Source organism: Aeoliella fuhlenseeensis, assembly GCF_052161615.1.
Classification (GTDB): domain Bacteria; phylum Planctomycetota; class Planctomycetia; order Pirellulales; family Lacipirellulaceae; genus Aeoliella.
This window is the reverse complement of record NZ_CP197417.1, coordinates 1,532,697-1,551,100: the sequence shown is the minus strand read 5'-3', so window position 1 is coordinate 1,551,100 and position 18,404 is coordinate 1,532,697. Positions and strand designations below refer to the sequence as shown.

Sequence of the window (18,404 nt, the reverse complement as noted above, 5' to 3'; positions counted from 1 at the left end):
ATGTAACGATTGCACGCCCTCGCTAAAGGACCGTCTTGGCGAACTCGCTGACCTATATTTCTACGAGCATTTCTCCGTAGCGCGCCCCATCGCCAGCACCATGATCGATATCGCGATTTACAACTCCGACCAACACACGCAAACCAGGCACGCGGGTCTGGTTGCCGTAGTGTCCACGCCCGAAGGCTGGCGCACGGTGGAGCCACCCGACCTGCCGGCCTCGGCGGGCCGCATTGAGTGCATCCCTTCGGCATCGGGCTACACACTGACCATCGACTACCCCCACGCCCGGTTTGCGCGAACGCTGGAGCCCCTACCCCGCGGCATGCGGATTCGTCTGGCGGGTCGTGCGATTCTTCAGGTGGGCGACAGCTTTCTAGAATTCATCGATCCCCGTTCCGCCTTGGCGAAAGAACCGCCGCTCGAAGGACTGTCGAGCGACGAGTTCGGTAAGCGTCGCGACACGCAGACCAATGGGCCAGCCCCGGCGACGGTTGCTCGTTGGTTCGAAGCGCTCGGCACCCTGCACCGTTGGCCCGCGAACTGCCGCGAGTTCTACAATAGCGCCGCCCGATTCGTCGTCGATCCAGTAGGGCTTGATGGAGCGATGGTCCTTCGTAGGAGCGACTCAGGCGATTGGAACATCGTCGCCAGCCACCTCCCCTACCCTGAACTCGGTGTCGCGTACTTGCGTGAGCTCGTCGATCAGGCAGCCAGCGAGCGCCGCACGCTATTCCAATCGCTCAACGATCAGGGCCACGCGGTGGTTCTCTCGCCACTCACCACCGCGTCGGGCGACGTCGTGGGCATGGTTTACGGTTACCGTTCGACGCATTCCACCAACGGCCGACGCGGTGTGCGCTACCTCGAAGCCCATTTGGTTGAGCTGCTGGCTCAGTCCGTAAGCTGCGGGCTCTCCCGGCTAGATGCCGATGCAGACGCCGCGCGACAACGTGTGACGCTCGAACAACGTTTCTCGCCGACGGTTGCCGCCGAGATTGAACTCGACACGCACAAGCTGGAAGCCTCGGAGCGGGAAGTCACCGTGATGTTCGCCGACCTCCGCGGCTTCTCGGCGATTTGCACGCAGCTTTCGGCGAGCGACACCTACCAAATGCTGGGGGACGTGCTCGATACGCTTACCAACATCGTGCTCGCCCATGGCGGAACGCTGATCGACTACTACGGCGACGGGCTCGCGGCGATGTGGAACGCCCCGCTCGACCAACCTCGCCACGTGCCGCTCGCTTGCCAAACGGCACTCGCGATGCAGGAAGCACTCGCCAGTCTTTCGGACCGCTGGGAACCGTTACTCGCCGCGCCGCTCGCCCTGGGGGTTGGCATCCACACCGGACCCGCGCAAGTCGGTAACATCGGTAGCAGTCGCCAACACAAGTACGGTCCGCGTGGCACGACGGTGAACCTCGCCAGTCGATTGGAACAAGCGACCAAGCGCGTCGAAGCGCCAATCGTCGTCACGCGCGAGGTGGCGTCGCAACTCGGCGGCGATGCAATCGTTTATCGTCTGTGCCAGGCGCAACTCGCCGGCATCGAGCAACCGATCGACCTCTTTGCGCAATTGCCTTCGAACACGAACGCGGTGACCTTAGCTGCTATCCCGCAGTACGAAGCCGCGCTCGCCGCGTTTGAAGAAGGTAATCTCGATGCGGCGAAAGGGCTGCTCGAAGCGATCGAGCCCGCCGCAGAACTCCCCACGCAGTTCCTGCTCTCCGAAATCCGCCGCGAACACCATCGCCGCCTCGGCCGCCGCGCAGGGGACGAACGAACGACGGGCGACTCGCAGGTGATCTCGCTAAGTGCGAAGTAAGCTGCAAGAGAATTCAGAAGTAGCCGACGACCTACGCGTCGTCGGACAAAGTGATCTAGCGTCGCAACGATCGTGGCAAATGAGCGCTCAGCTCAGTCGCCGAATCGCTGCCATAGTTCGTCAGCACAGTGGCTAGGTAAGGAACGGGAACACAGCAAAGCGGTGTGCCGAAAAGCACTTGTGAGCTTTGACCGACCACACACGCCGTTCCTCCTGAAGTGGTGGAAGGCTTCAACGTGAGCGAACTTCCATTCAATTGGAAATCGACATGAAGGGTAGCGAATTCTAGCGTGCCGTTCGGTTCCACCTGCGATCCCGCCTGCGGAACATTTTGATAAAGCTCTTGCAGCTTCAGCGCCAGCACCCCAGGCATTTTCCCGTGCCCAGCGGCCAGCTCGCCTGTTGCCCACTCCACGCGGCCATCTCTCCAGCTAAGATCCAGGTTGCGAATCGAACCTACGGCCGCGATCGGTAATCCCGTGGCTTCCGCTAACTGAAGATTCGCGAGGGTTCCCACCGCCGACCCCGAAGTCGAGCCGTTGCAATGAAACACTTCGAACTTGCCGGCGAAGGTGACTTCCTCCCCGCCATCGACCACCACCGCCCCCAGCGCGATCAACCAACTAGCGGGGACGCTCTTGCCGAGCGTATCCACGCGAACGCAGGTCGCCGGCGGAGACACTTGTCGGTTGCGATCGACCTCGAGCTTGGCGCCGTCCGTGCCAAGCTGAAGGGTGAGCTTTCGGCCTGTGACGACTCCGCCTGCTTCGGTCGAATCGAGCACCAGCTGCAACCTCTCCCGCGCTAAGAGTGCTGTCGCCGATGGCGAAGCCTCGCCACGCCAGCGCACGTCGCTCGCCTCGACACGCACGCGCTCGGGCCAATCGACTTCGAGCACTTCGTGCAGCTTCGCAGCAAGGTGTGTGAGTTCTTCTTCTGCAAGCTCGACGCCAGTGAGTCGCACCAGGCTTCCCGCGTCGAGCGATTCGTAGGTTGCAGTGGTGGCAGCGAGAACCACTTCGCCCGTTTCGAGGTTCGTGATCTCGACTCCCTCGGCACGGAACGTACCAGGGGTTGGCGTCACCACGCTGTCGGCCTTCACTCGAACGGCGAGTGCGTGCTCGATCATCGCGAGTCGCGAAGCCATGGTGCTCGGCAATCGCTCGTAGGTCGCCCACGCCATCACTGCTAGCGTGGGTAGGATGCACCCAGCGAGAAATACAACTCGACAGAAACGGCGTTGGGTCGACTGATGCATGCCCGGCAAGGCGCGGACAAGTAGGCAAGTGAGTGATCCGGCTGCCGCGGGTGCTAGCGCCGAACCGATTCCCCCTTACCTCTCCCGAGCCATCTTTTGGAAGAGTTCGTAACGAGCTTGCATCTCAGGCAAGCTGTCCCCACCGAACTTATCGACCAAGGCGGCGGCGATCTCGAATGCAACCACACTTTCTACGATGACGCTAGCAGCCGGCACGGCGCAAACGTCGCTACGTTCGTAGCTAGCGGTGTCGGGCTCTTTCGTTTCGAGGTTGATCGACTCCAGCGGTTTGGCGAGCGTACTAATCGGCTTCTTCGCCGCACGCACGATAAGCGGCATGCCATTGGTCATGCCCCCTTCGAGCCCACCCGCGTTGTTGCTCGGGCGGATGTAACCCATGTGCGGCTTGTCGGCCTGCGCGGCGTCGTACTGAATGGGGTCGTGAACCTTCGAGCCCGGCAGCCGCGCGGCTTCGAAGCCCATGCCGATCTCCACTCCCTTAATCGCTTGCACCGCCATCACCGCTTGCGCGAGTCGCCCGTCGAGCTTGCGATCCCACTGGGCGTGCGTTCCAAGTCCGAACGGCAACCCATCGACGCGAACTTCCATCACCCCGCCGAGCGTGTCCCCTGCTTTGCGTGTGGCGTCGATCAACTGCTTGATGTCGGCGTCGCGCTCGGGGTTCAGCGAGTAGATCTCGCTTTGATCGCGAATCGCGCGGAGCGTGTCGTAGTCCCCTTCGATCGGATCGATCCGCTCGCCGCCGAGTTCCACCACGTACCCGAGTGCCGTGATGCCGAAGTGAGCCAGCAATTGCTTCGCCAGCGCACCGGCTGCGACGCGAACCGCGGTCTCGCGGGCGCTAGAGCGTTCGAGGATGCCGCGAATTGAACCGAGGTACTTGATTGAGCCTGTGAGATCCGCATGCCCCGGTCGAGGTCGCGGCAGGTCTTCGAGGCGTTCGAGCTTGTAGTCGCGGTTGACGACTTCGAGCACGATGGGGCTGCCAAGCGTGGTGCCACGCCAAATGCCGGTGCGAACCTGCACTTCGTCGGTTTCAATCCGCTGCCGCCCGCCACGCCCGTAGCCCCCCTGCCGCCGCCGAAGCTCGACGTCGATCTGACTAGGATCCACTTCCACGCCGGCGGGAAAGCCATCGACCAGAGCAATGAGCGTCTGCCCATGCGATTCACCAGCGGTCCAATAACGAAGCATGAGTTAAGTAGCGAGGGTTCAGGGAGCGAAACTCGGGAAAACGGGAAACCTTCAGTATAATTGGAAGCCAAAGGTTGAACTATCGGGGGAAATTCGGGCTAATGGTCGAGGTTTTCCGAATCTCCTACATTCCACCATCCTTTCATGCACGACGAGAATCCCTACGCAGCGCCGCAGGCAGAGCTCGACGAGCTTGATCCTGCGCTAAAGGACGATCCTCGAATCCGTCGCAAGGATAGTTCCCTTCGGATACCTGTCGATGTTGTGATTCCGCATCGTTGTGTCAGCTGCAATCGCCCCGCTCCGCATCCGTTGAAAGTCACTATCGTCAAGCCTGACCCTAAACCAAAGCGGGACTACCGCTGGTACGCGGTGGCTGCCGCAGCGCTCGCATTCTTATTTCTTGCGGGTGCGTGCGCCGGCATCAATTTGCCGTTCGAGTTGTACCCCATATCACCCTGGATAGTTCCGTTTCTAGTAGGAGGAGCTGGTGCGGCCTTGCTCGCGACGCGTTGGCGAGACAGCATAGCGATCGAATTCTACACTTGCCGCGGCCATCAGTACGTCACTTGGTATAGTCAAGTCCTTGGATGGACGGTCAGTGCCGTCGGTGTGGTATTTCCCATTTACATGACGATCCCTGGCGCGGATATGACTTGGCTACGGGGAGCTAACATTCTGTACGTCTATCTCCTCATCGGCTTTGTCTTCTTATCCAATCGCATATCGATTTGGTGTCATCTAAATATCCACGGTAAGCAACTTGATGCGCACACGCTGGAAGTCCAAGGCTTCGGCAATAAGTACCTCGAAAGCTTCCCCGAGTCCAACGACGCGTAGGTCGTCGGCTGTTTGAAAAGCGAATGAGCAGCTCACTCGCTCTCGCCCAGGTCCGTTGCTAGGCCCATCATCGAACAGTACTCGTTGATCGACTTCAGGAACACCTCGCCGTAGTCGCGGAGTTTGGCGGCGCCAACGCCGCGGATGCGGGCGAAGGTTTCTTCGCTCGTCGGGCGGCGGCGGGACATTTCGCGGAGGGCGTTATCGCCGAACACGATGTACGCGGGGACCGCTTTCTCGGCGGCCAGTTCGCTGCGGAGCGTTCGCAGGTGCTCGAACAAACCGCGGTCGACTCCCTCCCAGTTCTCCTCGGGCTTGGCCTTGGAGCTGCCCGCCGATTTCGCCGGAGCGAGCAGTTGCGGCACCAGCTCGCCGCGAAGGACTTCACGGCCAGTGGGGGTGATTTGCAGCACACCGTACTCGCCCGCTTTCATCAGGTGTCCCTGGCCGACGAGTTGCTCGATCCAGTCGCGAATCGTCGTGCCGCGTTCGTGTTTCAAAATGCCATACGTGCTGAGTCTAGTGTGGTTGAACTTCGTGACGTTCTGATCCTTCGAACCCGCGAGGACCTTCGCCGTGTGGCTGGCTCCGAAACGCTGTTCGAGCCGCGCGACGCACGAGAGGATCTTCTGGGCGTTGATCAGCGAGTCGTCGGCGAAGCTCAGTTCGGCGAGGCAAACGTCGCACGCGCCGCAGTTGTCGCGGTCGAACTCCTGCCCGAAGTACTCGACGATCGCGCGGTGACGGCACTTGAGCGACGTGGTGAATCGCATCATTTCTTCGAGCGATCGCAAGGCTCCTTCGAGCGCCGCCGTTTCGCCCTCTTCGATCATCCGCCGCCACAACACAGGGTCGCTCCCCTTGTAGAGCAACAGGCACTCGGCTTCGAGACCATCGCGACCCGCGCGGCCACTTTCCTGCACGTAGGCTTCGAGCGACTTGGGCATGCCCGCGTGGATCACGAAGCGGACGTTCGGTTTGTCGATGCCCATGCCGAATGCCACGGTCGCCACGATCACCTCGATGCGGTCGGAGAGAAAGCCCTCCTGATTCCGCGAGCGTGCGATGTCGCTCATCCCCGCGTGGTACGGAGCGGCTCGCACACCGGCGGACTTGAGCTCGGAGGCGACGCTCTCCACTTCGTTGCGACTAATGCAGTACACGATGCCCGACTCGCCCTTGTGACGCGAGATGACTTCGCGAATCTGGTCGAGCTTCTGCGCTGCACGGCGGACTCGGAACACGAGGTTCGGACGGTCGAACGAGCCGATGAGCAATTCGGGCGACTCGAGCGCGAGGCCACGGATGATGTCCTGTCGCACCTGATCGGCGGCGGTCGCCGTGTAAGCGTGGACGCCCACGCCGGGAAGGGCTCGCTTGAGTTGTCCGAGGGCCGTGTACTCGGGCCGAAAGTCGTGCCCCCAGCTGCTGACGCAGTGGGCTTCGTCGATCGCGACGAGCGACACTTCGACCGAACGCAGGAACTCCAGCGTGTTCGGGCGGACGATTCGCTCGGGGGCGGCGTATAGCAGTTTGATTTCGCCACTACGCACCTTGGCGGTCACCTCACGCCGCTCGTCGTGCGACAGCGAACTGTTGATGAACGCCGCCGACGCTCCATTGGCACGCAGGGCGTCGACCTGGTCTTTCATCAGCGAAATGAGCGGCGAAACCACCACCGCCACGCCCGGCATTGCCAGGGCAGGAGCCTGATAGCACAGCGACTTGCCACCGCCGGTGGGCAGAATCACCAGCGAATCGCGATGCTGGGTGACGCATGCCATCGCCTCGGCTTGCAGCGGGCGGAAGCTGTCGTAGCCCCAGTACTTGGCGAGCACCTCGCGCAGCTCGCGAGCGTATTTTCCCTCAGGCGACGCGGCGGCAGTCGGGGCAGGTCGATCCATCGGTGAGCCAGTTGGCAGCAGGGGCAAGTTGAGTTGCCTGCCATTTTCGCCGATCGACGCCCCCAATTGAAGGGGCATAGTTCGGAGAAGCTGCGCAGTTTGAAACCGAGGCCGATAGTGTCGCGATTTCGGCGAAATTCGATTGACTGCGACTTTATTCTTCCGGCGTGCCTGTGGAGGCAGGTCGTAAGTCGCTCGGCGGTAGGAGTTTAGCGTGATCATCAGAAGGTGGCTGAAAAGGGTTTTGTCGCAGGGGGTGCGACAAAACTAAAATCGGAGTTAAATCGGGAAATCAGGGATAGCAAGTTAGGGGGTTAAGTGTTTACTACTGAACATGAAGATACATTCGCGAATCTAACACACCCGAAGCGCGCTTTCTACTCACATTCTGAAAAAAGTCGAAAATACTTCTGTGGCAAAAAGGTACTGGATTCGCAAGGATTTAAGTTGATTTTGGGAACACTAATCGGCGCTAATATTCGCTAATAAGAGGAAGAGTAGAGTCGACGTTGGGATTGGGGGGAGGAACAGGAGGGAACGGAGAGAACGGAGGAATTCGAGGTAGCCGGATTCGCAAGAATTCGGGCGGCACTAGAGTGGAAGATCCATTTGTTTGGAGCCACGGATTCGCACGGACAAGCACGGATGGATCAATTTGTCTGAGGCCCGAAAGAATAGGACGCGGATGAACGCGGATTGGGCAGGATGAGCGCGGATTTTGGGAACACTAATCGGCGCTGATCTTCGCTAATGAAGAGTAAGTTGCTGACGCACCATGCACGAAGGGAATGTGCATCCGAGCGAACTGTGGACATCGGCGTGGAGTGCGCGGGGCGAAACACCGGGTGAACTGGCGGAGCCGTAGGGAGCGCAGCAACAAAAATAGCCGGAGTCGCCAGAATTCGGGCGTCACCAAGTGGTGGCCCCAAACTCTTGCGACCCCGGCTACGGAAGCTTGTCTATTTCTACGGCGCTGCTTCTATGGCACTTCGCGGTCCTCTACGACTGCCGATACCGGCCGTAGGCCAGTGCGGCGGAGCCGAGTAATAGCAGGGCGATGGACGAGGGTTCGGGGATGGCTCTTTCCACAACGACGTTGTCGAGGCCGCTTAGGAAATTGTTGGGGGCGCTGCCATTAAAGAACGTGATGGAAGTCGACGTGCTGGTGGCGACGAAGGGAACGCTGAACTGAAGCCAGTCGAGCATGTTCGTCGGCCCCGTCGGATTGAAGTAGGGGACGCGCGGGTTGCCATCGATACTAAGGTCGACCGTGGAGGGAAAGAACTGGCCACCCCCGGTTGCAGAACCGACGTAGAAGCTGAGCAGGTAGGAATCGCCGATGGTGGTGGCAATGCTTTGCGTCAGTCCACTGCTGGGGTCGTTGGACATGATGCCGGCCATGTCGGCCCACTGCTCTCCGTCCTGGGCTTGGAACGTGATGCCGGATTGCGTGAACCCACCATCTACGATCGAGGTGTCGACACCGACGACGGTCCAGCCTGTGACAGCCGTCGATCCGCCGAGATAGTTTGCGTAGAAGTTCGCGGGAACAACGGGATCTTCGAAGGACCCGTTCACGATGAGGTTGGCGAATGATGAAGGCGCAGCGAAGAGTGCCAACAGGGTGAATGCCAAGCTGTAGATGAGTCTCATTAGGCTTCCTAACGTCAGAGTTCCCCGGATCGTTACCACCGCAGTAGTCCCACCAGTATGGCCGACCCGCGGATAAACGCAATACAATTGGTTCTACAAATCCCGGGGTGTAATCGATTGTTTACACGCAGGTGGGTTTTTGGGCCCGAAGGATCGGCGTTTTCCGGGATCCATTCATTCCCGGCAGCCGTGGCAGCACGCAGCAGAAGAGCAAGCATCGGTAGTCCGATTCACCTTAGGGGATCAATCATAGTCGGCCCGAACTCTTGCGAGTCCGGCCACTGCCCTCGTCACTCGTGCTTCGGCCCCTCCAACATCAACTCGTCAATTTTCTCCGCCACTTCCTTCGGCGGGGCGATGGCGATGAGATAGTGATGGCGACCGGTGGGGGATTCGGTCCAGGTGTGCACGCCATCGGATTCGTTGGGCACCGCGACGTTTCCGGCGGGGGAAAGCTTCCAGTACTTCTGAGGTCCGCGGACGGCGTAGAGCACGGCGGTTTGGTCCCAACTGTTGCGATCTTTGAGCCCCGTATAAAGTTCGTAGCCGCGGCGGAGCGGATTGCTGGTGGGTTTGCCTCGGAGCAGCGCGCCGGTGAGGACAGGCTCGCCAATTTCGAAGCCGCTAAGCACTAAGTTGGTCGGCCAATGATTGAGGGCGTGTTGGGCCGACTTAGGCAGCACTTCGAGGTTGTACTCGCCGTGTCCGTTGTCAAATTTTCCGTTCGGAAACATCCCAGCCATCGCGACCCACTGCTTCACTTTTGCCTTCACTAGTTCGTCACCAGTGAGAGGACTCACTTCGTCGGCAGGCGATTCCAGCAGCGCGGCGAGATTGTTGAGGAAGCCAACCGACACGATGGTGACACTGCCATCGGGCTGCCCGGCAAGCACTTTGCGATAGAGCTCGACCGCCGACGGGAGCTTGTTCGCATCGATAGTGTCGTGCGGGAACTCGGCGGCGACCTGTTTGGTGTACTTCGAGTCGATCGGTTTATCGCTGGCAGGTTCGCCGCGAAACTTGCTGGCCACGCCGATCGGCACATCGGGCCGGCCGTACCAGGTGTTGATGGCGTCGACGCACCCGGCTGACCACGGATTGTTGGACGAGATGGTGCAAGCCAGGATCTCGCACTCACCACGATCGGCAAGAACGTGCAGCACTGCGAGCGCCCCCACGTCGTCGCAGTCGCCCGCCATGTCGGTATCGAAGATGACGCGGACGGGCTCGCGGGCGGAGGACAGCGAGAACGCCCAGGGTGAAGTCAGAAGAAAAGCAATGACCATCCATCGATAAAGGAGCATCTGGATACTCTGTGGCAGGTGACGTGGCTATTGACAGCAACGCTCCATTCTAACGTCTAATACTTGTCAATGAGAACTCGTCCGGGAGCGAATGATTCGCGCCGTTCGACGGTCGAGTATACTGGACCGCGACGAAGCCACTCTTCCACCATCGGGGGTAACGCGATGCGAATTCTGGTCCTGCTGCTTCTACTTATCGGCTCGGCGTGTAGCACGAAACCGGCGGACCCTAGCGCCGCGGCGCAGTCAAAAACCCTCGCCGAGGCGCGGGACGGGTTCGTTACCACAATCGTTCGCGAGGACGAAAGTGCGGGGCCAGCAGAAGAGCCGACTGGCGACGCGTTTGAGTTGATCAAGTACACCTCGGAAGTCGGTCCGCTCGCGGCGTACGTGACTAAGGATCCCGGCGACGGGAAGAAGCATCCGGCCATCGTGTGGATCACCGGGGGCGATTGCAACACGATTGGCGACGTGTGGTCGCCACAGCCACGGGAGAACGACCAGTCGGCGAGCGCATTTCGCGAGGCGGGGATCGTGATGATGTTTCCGTCACAGCGTGGTGGGAACGACAATCCAGGAAAGCGTGAGGGTTTCCTCGGCGAGGTCGACGACATTCTCGCGGCCACCGACTATCTTGCCGCGTTGCCGTATGTCGACGCCGATCAGATTTACCTGGGCGGGCACAGCACCGGGGGAACCATGGCAATGCTGGTTAGCGAGACGAGCGATCGCTTCCGAGCGGTGTTGGCACTGGGCCCCGTGGCTTCGCCAACGCAGTACGGCGGCGAGTTCCTGTTTTGCGATCCGAAGAATGAACAGGAAGTATCGCTTCGTACTCCACTGTTGTGGATGAAGGACGTGAAGTCGCCGATGGTCGTGATCGAAGGAGCCAACCAAGGGAACTGGGAGGGCTCGATCTCGGTGATGGCTGAGAACAACAAGAACCCCAACATTCGCTTCTTCGCCGTCCCGGGACACGACCACTTCAGCGTCATCGCGCCGGCCGCGGAGTTGATGGCTAGTCAGATTGTGAAGGGGAACGTCGAGATCACCGAAGAGATGGTGCGGGAACTCAAGTAAGCATGGTTGAACGAGTTCTCCAACGCCGCCGTTGGCACCAGTTCGTCTTCCTCGCCGCGGGTGTTTACAACATTGCGTGGGGGCTCTACGCGGCGTTCGATCCACAGTGGTTGTTTCGTTTCGCCGAGATGCCGGTGGCGGTGCATCCGCAGATCTTTGCCTGCCTGGGGATGGTGGTGGGGCTTTATGGGGTGCTCTATCTCGAAGTCGCCCGAAGGCCCGAGCGGGGGTGGCTGATCGCGGCCGTGGGACTCACCGGCAAGGTGCTGGGGCCGATCGGGCTCGCGGGGCTCCTCGTTTCGGGCGAGTGGCCGCCGGCGACGCTGGTACTGTGCCTGACGAACGACTTCATCTGGTGGGTGCCCTTTGGGCTGTACCTTTGGGACGCTTGGCCTTGGTTTCGCGAGGACGTGCGATCCGCTTAGTACGCTACTGTTCGCGGACCTCGTGGAGGTCCGGCTATTGAAAGCTCACCATCGAGGAAGCACCTAGCCGGACCGCCACGCGGTCCGCGAGTCGGAAGGTCGCTGACCGCCGTGCAACCACCCTCCCGCGCGAAGAACTGCCGTGTAAACCGGTGGTGAGGTACGGATCGCTGAAGTTGGGCGGGATTCGGCAATAGTGACGATGAAATAAACGAACCCACCGGTAATGGGTGCGTATAGCAGTTGGCGAATAATGAATCCGCCGATTTTTAGGTCTACTCCAGCTTGTGTGAAGGAAGTTCGATGACGATGACGCCCGATTTTTGGGTCTGCTCGATGGTGTTGTGCTGGTTGGTTTGGGACGCTGGTCGTCGCCGCTAGCAGCGCCGCGGGGGCTTCAGACGGGGGCTATCTAACTGGAGCCATGCGTAACTGAAGCGATGCAACTGGGGGTGGGCACTAGGGACGGCGAAGACCGACACGTTCGGTACTCGATCGCCGTCTGAGGGCTAAGAGGGCCACCACTCCCCCCAGTGCCAAGGCGACGCTCGTTGGCTCGGGGATTCGCACCAGGGGCGTGACGCTGCCTCGACCGGTGCCGTAGTGCGTCGTGATCGCGGCTAGGTCGTCGGGGTGAAGCTCGCCGGTGCCGGGGCCAGCGAACCGTCGGAAGATCCAAAACAAGTTCGAGCCCTCTACGTCGCTGTGCGTCAGTCCCAGCGAGTGCCCCAGTTCGTGGATCGCTGCGCCAAGGATGTCGGGCTCGCGGAGTGTGCCATTCAATTGCCACGGGTCGCTGTGGTCGAAGTCGACGTCGCCGTTCGACACGCTGGGTCCCGGGAAACGGGCCTGGGCCTTGGTCGTGGGATTGCCCGTCGGCGGATCGGGGCCGTTGATGTAAATGTGGCGGAACCGGATCATTCCGTACTGAGTCGACTGGCCATAGGGGAGCCCATCGTCGGGCACTTCAGTGAAGTGGAGCGGCGCGACCTCGGCCCACACGCTAAAGGCTTCTTCGATAGCCGTGCGTATCTGCGACTCGGGGACCGGATCGCCCGCCGGGTTCAACAGCCCCCCGTCGAGCAGATTCTGATAGCTGTACGTCAGGTAGACCGGGTCGCCAAGATTCGCTTGGGGCCACTTTCCTTGAAACGGCCCGTACGCCATCGCCGAGTGCCACGCGCCGAGGCCGAAGGCTGCAATGAGGACCCACAAGTATCGAGAGCTACGCCGCATGATTTGCCACCCACGCCCAGACTGAGAAACACTGTAGGGAAACGCCGAAGAGAAACGCTAGGAGAGAATTCCACCAAGTCGCACCGGCGAGGCCGGCTAGCAGGTCGAATCGCGTTTCACTGGCAATGGGTTTCTGGGGTTGCAAGAAGAAAGTCCGCGAACCGCCGGCGGGTGGCGGGCTGTCCCTCTATTATGCAGCCGGTCGGCTGGCGGTGCAACGGAATTGCCATCCCTGCCCGAGTCGCCCGAAGTGCGTTATTATTCAGGGTTTAGCTGCTATGAGCTGGGTGTTTTTGTGGGAGGACTCTCCGAGTCCGAAGTCCCTTGAGGAATCGGCCTCGGAGAGGCCTCCCACAGGTACCTTTGCTTCCCACCTTCTGTACCCTGACCTCTGACTCCTCGCGCCCAACGATGAAAACGGACGAACTTCGCGAAAAGTACCTGGCGTTCTTCGAGACCAAGGGGCACACCCGCGTGGCGAGCGACGTGCTCGTGCCGACCTGGGACCCCAGCGTGCTGTTCACGCCGGCGGGGATGAACCAGTTCAAGGACCACTTCCTGGGCAAGGTGAAGCTCGAGTACACCCGGGCCACCACCTGCCAGAAGTGCATGCGGACCGGCGACATCGACAACGTCGGCCGGACGCCGCGGCATCACACGTTCTTCGAGATGCTGGGCAACTTCAGCTTCGGCGACTACTTCAAGCGCGAAGCGATTGAGTGGGCGTGGGAGTTCCTGACCGACCAGAAGTGGCTCGGCCTGCCGCCGGAAACGTTGAGTGTCACCGTCTACAAGGACGATCAAGAAGCGGCCGACATCTGGCACCAGAAGATTGGCCTGCCGATGTCGCGGATCTCGTTTGAGGACGAAGACGAAAACTTCTGGCCCGCGAGTGCGCCGAGCCAAGGCCCCGATGGCGTGTGCGGCCCGTGCAGCGAAATTTATTACACCGCACCAGGCCGTCCGGCGCTGGAGATTTGGAACCTGGTGTTCACGCAGTTCAACCGCGTGGGCGATCCGCCGAATAACCTCCGTCCCCTGCCATCGCAGAACATCGACACCGGCATGGGCCTCGAGCGTACTGCCGCGGCGCTGCAGAACGTCGAGACGAACTTCCACATTGATATTCTGAAACCGATCGTCGGCGCGGCTGCCGAAGTGTGCGGCGTGAAGTACGAGTACGATTCGGAGAACGGCCGCCGGCTGCGCCGCATCACCGACCATGTCCGTGCCTGCACATTCGCGGTGCATGAAAACGTCTACCCGGGCGCGAACAAGGAGAAGTACGTCGTAAAGCGTCTGCTCCGGCGCGCTGTGCTCGACGGGCATCAAATGGGCATGCGCGAGCCGTTCCTTGGGAAGATCGTCCCGACGGTGGTCGAGATGATGCAAAGCACTTACCCCGAGCTCAAAGAAACCGTCAGTCGCGTGGCGAGCGTGATCGAGAAGGAAGAGGCCAACTTCTTCTCAACCATCGATGGTGGACTCAATCGCATCGAGCGAGCGTTCGACGAGATGCGTAAGGACAATCGCACCACGGTCGATGGCCACGTGGCCGCCGAGCTGTACCAGACGTATGGCGTCCCGCCCGAGTTGTTCGAATCCCTCGCCGCGGAGCACAACTTGGCGTTCGACTGGGACGGCTACACCCAAGCGATGGAAGAGCACGGCGAAGCGTCCGGCAAGCTGGTTCATACGGTGATGGGCTCGAAGGGGCCGATCGACTCGCTCAAGCAAGCGTTCCACAAGACCGAGTTTCTCGGCTACGAAACCACCGAAGCCTCGGCCGGCATCATCGGCATCATCGCCGGCAAATCGCCGAACGACCACCTGTGCGACAAGATGGAAGAGGTCGGACACAAAGACCCCGTCCGCGTGGTGCTCGACAAGACTCCGTTCTATGGCGAGAGCGGTGGTCAGGTGGGGGACGTCGGCAAGCTCGTGGGCAAGAACTTCGAGTTCGACGTCATCGACACACAGAAAGATGGCGAGCTGTTCGTCCACTTGGGGCACCTCAAGAAGGGCGTGATGAGCGAAGGGGACACCGTCACCGCGACGGTCGACACTTCGCGCCGCGACGCCATTCGCCGTGCCCACTCGGCGACGCACCTGCTGCACCACGCCCTGCACAAGCACCTGGGCGAGCACGCGCAGCAGCAAGGTTCGAAGGTGGACACCGACTGGCTGCGGTTCGACTTCACGAACCTTAGCCCCGTGACGCCCGAGCAACTCGCGGCGATCGCCGACGACGTGGCGGCCGACGTGAAGACGGCCGCAGCGGTAAGGTGGGAAACCCTGCCGCTGGCCGAAGCTCGCAAGCAAGGCGCGATGATGCTGTTCGGCGAGAAGTACCCCGACCCCGTGCGAATGGTGTCGATGGGCCCGCTGGCACATGGCACCAACAGCCGCGAATTGTGTGGTGGTACGCACCTGACGAATACCAAAGAGGTCGGCGCGTTCGAGATCCTCAGCGAAGAAGGTGTCTCGGCTGGGACGCGGCGTATCGTGGCACTCACGGGTCCTCGGGCCGAGCAGCAAGCCACCGAGACCACCGCGGCACTGGACGCAGTAGCGAAGCTGCTTAGTGTCGAAGCCGACCAAGTCCCCGCGGCCGTCTTAGTGCTACTCAACGAGCAGCGCGGGCTCAAGAAACAGCTCGGCGGCGGCACTGCGGCTGGCGAGGTCGAGAAACTGCCGAAGTCGACCGGCAAGCTGACCTACTCGGGCGTCAAGCTAGCCCTCGCCGAGGCTGGCCGGCATTTGTCGGTCGCACCGCTGGCGGTGCTGCATCGCGTCGAGTCGCTGCTCGCCGAAGTCGAAGGCCTGAAGAAGCAGCTCGCCCAGCGCGAGGCGGCGGGTCCGCTCTCTGCCGACACGCTGCTGGAGTCGGCCAAGACGATTGGCGACACCGTGATCGTGGTCGCCGAAACGCCTGGTGCCCCGCAAAACCTGATGCGGCAGCTCATTGACCAGCTTCGGGCGAAGAAGGATAGCATCGCCGTGCTGCTCGCGGCCCGCGAGGGAGACGACAAGGTGACGTTGATCACCGGCGTGTCGAAGGACCTCGAAAAACGAGGTGTGAGTGCCGGAAAATGGATCGGCCCCGTGGCCAAGGTGCTTGGCGGCGGCGGCGGTGGCCGTGCCGACATGGCCCAAGCGGGGGGCAAAGACCCCGCGAAGCTGCCCGAGGCCCTCGAAGTCGCGCACAAGACGATCGCCGAGATGATCGGCGGTTGAGCGGTCGTCGAACAATCAACCAACCCGAGTGAGCCGGGGCGTCCTCGCCCCCGGAAACATTGAGTAAGGCTCAGTCGTGCCTTCGTCTACATTTCCGGGGTCGGGGACGACCCGGCTCGCTGGTTACGCTCGCGACATTAGCGGGAGCATCTTGCCTCCGCCGTGTTGGGTGGGACAGAGTACACTAGCAAGTCTGCCCCCTCACCCTAGCCCTCTCCCCCAACTTGGTGTCCTTGGCGCGGAAGCTCACTCTCGAGAGTTCTCGCGACACCAAGCTGGGGGAGAGGGGACAAGACTTTCCTCATCACTTCTTCACGAATTGCTAGCGTTTTGGCGCGCTATTTTCTTTAAGCCTCGGTTGATCAAACGTGGCCATCGGAATTAAGATGAGGGCACAGGCGGAGCTGGACGGACTTCATGGCAAACGCAACTACTCTTTGTTGCTCCGCGTGCTGGTAGCGGCCGGTCAGGTAAAACCGGTAGTCGATCGAATTGGGTCTGCTTGTGTCGCCCGCGATCGGGCGTCGCTGCCTTTCTACTTCTAGAGACGGAGCGCCCTAGCATGAGTACTTGTGAATCTGGTTTCGCTATTGATGTGAGCCGCGGACCGAACTGGTTGTTCCTGCGACTCGACTCGGCCAAGGAAGGAACCGATCAACAACTGGCGGACGCCCTGTGGGGCATTGTCTCGCGGCACTTTATCTACCGTGTGGTGCTGGAGTTCGGCCCCAAGTTTGGCCAACTCTCGCCGATGATGATCGCGCAGCTCGACGCCTTCCGCACCCGACTCGATGCCTACGATGGCGCGCTACGGGTGTGTGGACTCAACAAGAAGTCGGCCGACAACTTGGCGACCTATTGCACCGAGTCGAAGATGAAGTCGCGTCTCACCAGCCATTCGTCGCTGGTGACGGCGGTGTTTGGCACCGAAGAGTCGTCCTCCTCGCTGCCGGCCTACGCCCACCAGGACGAAGTCAACCAAGATAGCGATTTCGAAGCGCTGCGAGTGCATTGAGCACTGGCTTCGGCTGATCGTTGTCGTCGAACAACCCGGCGCCCGGGAATTCCCCGCTCTTGTCCGAGAGCTGATTCCAGACCACCACTTGGACGCAGTTCTTGGCAAGTAGCGGCGGCAAATAGCGCTCCACCCACTCGGCACGCGTGCTGACCGTCTCCTGCGGCTGCGCGTCGCGGTGCGCCCGCGTGTCGACGGTGAGCATTAGGAACAGGGGCAACTCGAACAGCCCCCACTGGTCGACCAGACGGCTGAAGGCGAGCGCCGGGCGCGGGGCCGTGGCGAGTGGCTGGGAACCGATGTTGAGTTCGAGCCCGATGCCCGAGAGCCCCAGGTCGGCTCGTACCAGGGCGTCGGCGAAGTGCATCGGCGCGAGGTCGATCTGCTGCGTCCCCATGTACTCGGCCCACGGTTGGTCGAAGCTCACGACGATCGGCGTTCGCTGATCAAGGTCGCGAATGGCGTGGATGGCCGAGGCGACGATCTGCAGTCGGTCTTCGTCCCCTAGCGATAAAACGCGGGGGCGATTCATCCGCGACGCGACGTGCCACAGCTGCACTTTGCCTCGGTAGCGCTTCACGGTGTGGCGAACGTGGTCGAGCATGAAGCTCGACAGCGTGTCGTAGTCGCCCTCCCACAAGTAGGTCCAGTCAGGAACGCGACGTTCGTCGAACTGAAGCAGCGGACCACCAACGACCTTCAGCCCATTCTTCTGCGCCCAGCGAAGTTCGCTGTCAGTGGCGTCCCAATTACGTTTGCCTTCGCTCGCCTCGACATCTCGCCACGACATGGGCAAGGTGACCAAGTTGAACGTGCTGGCGACCTGTGCGCGGAGTTCAGTGTCGGGAAGCTCGCCACTGAGGTCGACCCCCAACAGCGTATGCAGCGGACCCGAACGGGTGCGAAGCGCGAGGGCCTGTTCGGCATACACCGCGGCCAAGTGCTCGCCAGCCACCACGGCCAGCTCAATCGCTTTATTGGCCTCTTCCGCAGCGGTCGCGGGATCGTGCTGCCTCGATGCCGCGCGCGCGAAGTGTTTCGTCGCCGCGAGAATCTCTTCCTCCAGCTCCGCGGCAACCACTAACCCCAACTGCCGCCACGCTTCGAGCTGATTCCGCAAGCGGTGCACCATGCCCCGGGCGAGCTCGACTTCCAGGAAGTACGGAGTGTCGCGTTCCATGAGGGTCGAGGTGGCGAGCAGCAATTCGCCGCGATCAGCCACCTGCCACGGAACGCACACCGCGCCCGACTCCGTTTCAACCCGCTGGATAACGAGTTGCTTTTCCGAAATGAAGACGCTGCAAAACCACGGGAGCTCTTCGAACCCGATCATGTGGACCCGCGCGGGATCCAGACCAGCAAGCCGGCTGCCGTCATGCACAAACAGTCGCATCAATCCCATGACGGAG

The 18,404-nt window shown here is 61.1% G+C and carries 14 protein-coding genes; 7 read left to right on the top strand and 7 right to left on the bottom strand.

Annotated elements, in window-relative coordinates; translation table 11 throughout:
* Positions 1-100: 100 nt before the first annotated feature.
* Positions 101-1,828, top strand: a complete 1,728-nt coding sequence (locus SH292x_RS05930; RefSeq protein ID WP_442484667.1) for an adenylate/guanylate cyclase domain-containing protein — start codon at positions 101-103, stop codon at positions 1,826-1,828.
* Between the two features lie 55 nt (positions 1,829-1,883).
* Here SH292x_RS05930 and SH292x_RS05925 read toward each other — a convergent pair whose 3' ends face one another.
* Together SH292x_RS05925 and aroC are read right to left on the bottom strand one after the other, a co-directional pair.
* Entirely contained in the window at positions 1,884-2,975 is a 1,092-nt protein-coding gene (locus SH292x_RS05925; protein WP_442484666.1) for a hypothetical protein, read from the bottom strand.
* Between the two features lie 186 nt (positions 2,976-3,161).
* Positions 3,162-4,301 carry a chorismate synthase gene (aroC, locus tag SH292x_RS05920; RefSeq protein ID WP_442484665.1) on the bottom strand — a complete coding sequence of 380 codons (1,140 nt, stop codon included), beginning with the start codon at positions 4,299-4,301 and terminating at the stop codon, positions 3,162-3,164.
* Between the two features lie 144 nt (positions 4,302-4,445).
* On the opposite strand from aroC, the gene SH292x_RS05915 reads away from it, so the two are divergent.
* Positions 4,446-5,141, top strand: coding sequence for a hypothetical protein (locus tag SH292x_RS05915; RefSeq protein WP_442484664.1), 696 nt, complete (start codon positions 4,446-4,448; stop codon positions 5,139-5,141).
* A 32-nt stretch (positions 5,142-5,173) separates the two neighbouring features.
* Here the strand turns inward: SH292x_RS05915 and recQ are convergent, their stop codons facing one another.
* The 3 genes from recQ to SH292x_RS05900 all read right to left on the bottom strand — a co-directional run bounded on the left by recQ (position 5,174) and on the right by SH292x_RS05900 (position 10,002).
* On the bottom strand, positions 5,174-7,123 hold the full coding sequence (gene recQ, locus SH292x_RS05910; protein WP_442484663.1) for a DNA helicase RecQ: 1,950 nt from the start codon (positions 7,121-7,123) through the stop codon (positions 5,174-5,176).
* Positions 7,124-8,044: 921 nt separating this feature from the next.
* The gene (locus tag SH292x_RS05905; RefSeq protein ID WP_442484662.1) at positions 8,045-8,698 is read right to left on the bottom strand and encodes a DUF642 domain-containing protein; all 654 of its coding nucleotides are present in this window, start codon (positions 8,696-8,698) and stop codon (positions 8,045-8,047) included.
* A 290-nt stretch (positions 8,699-8,988) separates the two neighbouring features.
* Positions 8,989-10,002, bottom strand: coding sequence for a nucleoside hydrolase (locus tag SH292x_RS05900; protein ID WP_442484661.1), 1,014 nt, complete (start codon positions 10,000-10,002; stop codon positions 8,989-8,991).
* A gap of 165 nt (positions 10,003-10,167) precedes the next feature.
* On the opposite strand from SH292x_RS05900, the gene SH292x_RS05895 reads away from it, so the two are divergent.
* Positions 10,168-11,082: an alpha/beta hydrolase family protein gene (locus SH292x_RS05895; protein WP_442484660.1), complete on the top strand. Its 915-nt coding sequence runs from the start codon at positions 10,168-10,170 to the stop codon at positions 11,080-11,082.
* Positions 11,083-11,084: 2 nt separating this feature from the next.
* Positions 11,085-11,507, top strand: a complete 423-nt coding sequence (locus SH292x_RS05890) for a hypothetical protein (RefSeq protein WP_442484659.1) — start codon at positions 11,085-11,087, stop codon at positions 11,505-11,507.
* Positions 11,508-11,966: 459 nt separating this feature from the next.
* On the opposite strand, the gene SH292x_RS05885 is transcribed toward SH292x_RS05890, so the two are convergent.
* The gene (locus tag SH292x_RS05885; protein ID WP_442484658.1) at positions 11,967-12,743 is read right to left on the bottom strand and encodes a matrixin family metalloprotease; all 777 of its coding nucleotides are present in this window, start codon (positions 12,741-12,743) and stop codon (positions 11,967-11,969) included.
* 411 nt (positions 12,744-13,154) lie between these two features.
* Between SH292x_RS05885 and alaS the strand changes: the two genes are divergently transcribed.
* From alaS to SH292x_RS05870, 3 genes are all read left to right on the top strand, one after another.
* The gene (alaS, locus tag SH292x_RS05880) at positions 13,155-15,980 is read left to right on the top strand and encodes an alanine--tRNA ligase (RefSeq protein ID WP_442484657.1); all 2,826 of its coding nucleotides are present in this window, start codon (positions 13,155-13,157) and stop codon (positions 15,978-15,980) included.
* A gap of 368 nt (positions 15,981-16,348) precedes the next feature.
* On the top strand, positions 16,349-16,525 hold the full coding sequence (locus SH292x_RS05875; protein ID WP_442484656.1) for a hypothetical protein: 177 nt from the start codon (positions 16,349-16,351) through the stop codon (positions 16,523-16,525).
* A gap of 17 nt (positions 16,526-16,542) precedes the next feature.
* Complete coding sequence (locus tag SH292x_RS05870) at positions 16,543-16,995, top strand: hypothetical protein (RefSeq protein ID WP_442484655.1); 453 nt, start codon at positions 16,543-16,545, stop codon at positions 16,993-16,995.
* Here the strand turns inward: SH292x_RS05870 and SH292x_RS05865 are convergent.
* Entirely contained in the window at positions 16,955-18,397 is a 1,443-nt protein-coding gene (locus SH292x_RS05865; protein WP_442484654.1) for an endo-1,4-beta-xylanase, read from the bottom strand. The two genes, SH292x_RS05870 and SH292x_RS05865, sit on opposite strands and share 41 nt — an antisense overlap.
* Positions 18,398-18,404 lie beyond the last annotated feature (7 nt).

Excerpts from the sequence above, each read along its gene's own strand:
- SH292x_RS05895 (WP_442484660.1), top strand. The coding sequence starts at position 10,168 with ATGCGAATTCTGGTCCTGCTGCTTCTACTTATCGGCTCGGCGTGTAGC.
- SH292x_RS05930 (WP_442484667.1), top strand. The coding sequence starts at position 101 with ATGATCGATATCGCGATTTACAACTCCGACCAACACACGCAAACCAGG.
- SH292x_RS05905 (WP_442484662.1), bottom strand. The coding sequence starts at position 8,698 with ATGAGACTCATCTACAGCTTGGCATTCACCCTGTTGGCACTCTTCGCT.
- SH292x_RS05925 (WP_442484666.1), bottom strand. The coding sequence starts at position 2,975 with ATGGCTTCGCGACTCGCGATGATCGAGCACGCACTCGCCGTTCGAGTG.
- SH292x_RS05870 (WP_442484655.1), top strand. The coding sequence starts at position 16,543 with ATGAGTACTTGTGAATCTGGTTTCGCTATTGATGTGAGCCGCGGACCG.
- aroC (WP_442484665.1), bottom strand. The coding sequence starts at position 4,301 with ATGCTTCGTTATTGGACCGCTGGTGAATCGCATGGGCAGACGCTCATT.
- SH292x_RS05890 (WP_442484659.1), top strand. The coding sequence starts at position 11,085 with ATGGTTGAACGAGTTCTCCAACGCCGCCGTTGGCACCAGTTCGTCTTC.
- alaS (WP_442484657.1), top strand. The coding sequence starts at position 13,155 with ATGAAAACGGACGAACTTCGCGAAAAGTACCTGGCGTTCTTCGAGACC.
- recQ (WP_442484663.1), bottom strand. The coding sequence starts at position 7,123 with ATGCCCCTTCAATTGGGGGCGTCGATCGGCGAAAATGGCAGGCAACTC.
- SH292x_RS05865 (WP_442484654.1), bottom strand. The coding sequence starts at position 18,397 with ATGGGATTGATGCGACTGTTTGTGCATGACGGCAGCCGGCTTGCTGGT.
- SH292x_RS05900 (WP_442484661.1), bottom strand. The coding sequence starts at position 10,002 with ATGCTCCTTTATCGATGGATGGTCATTGCTTTTCTTCTGACTTCACCC.
- SH292x_RS05915 (WP_442484664.1), top strand. The coding sequence starts at position 4,446 with ATGCACGACGAGAATCCCTACGCAGCGCCGCAGGCAGAGCTCGACGAG.
- SH292x_RS05885 (WP_442484658.1), bottom strand. The coding sequence starts at position 12,743 with ATGCGGCGTAGCTCTCGATACTTGTGGGTCCTCATTGCAGCCTTCGGC.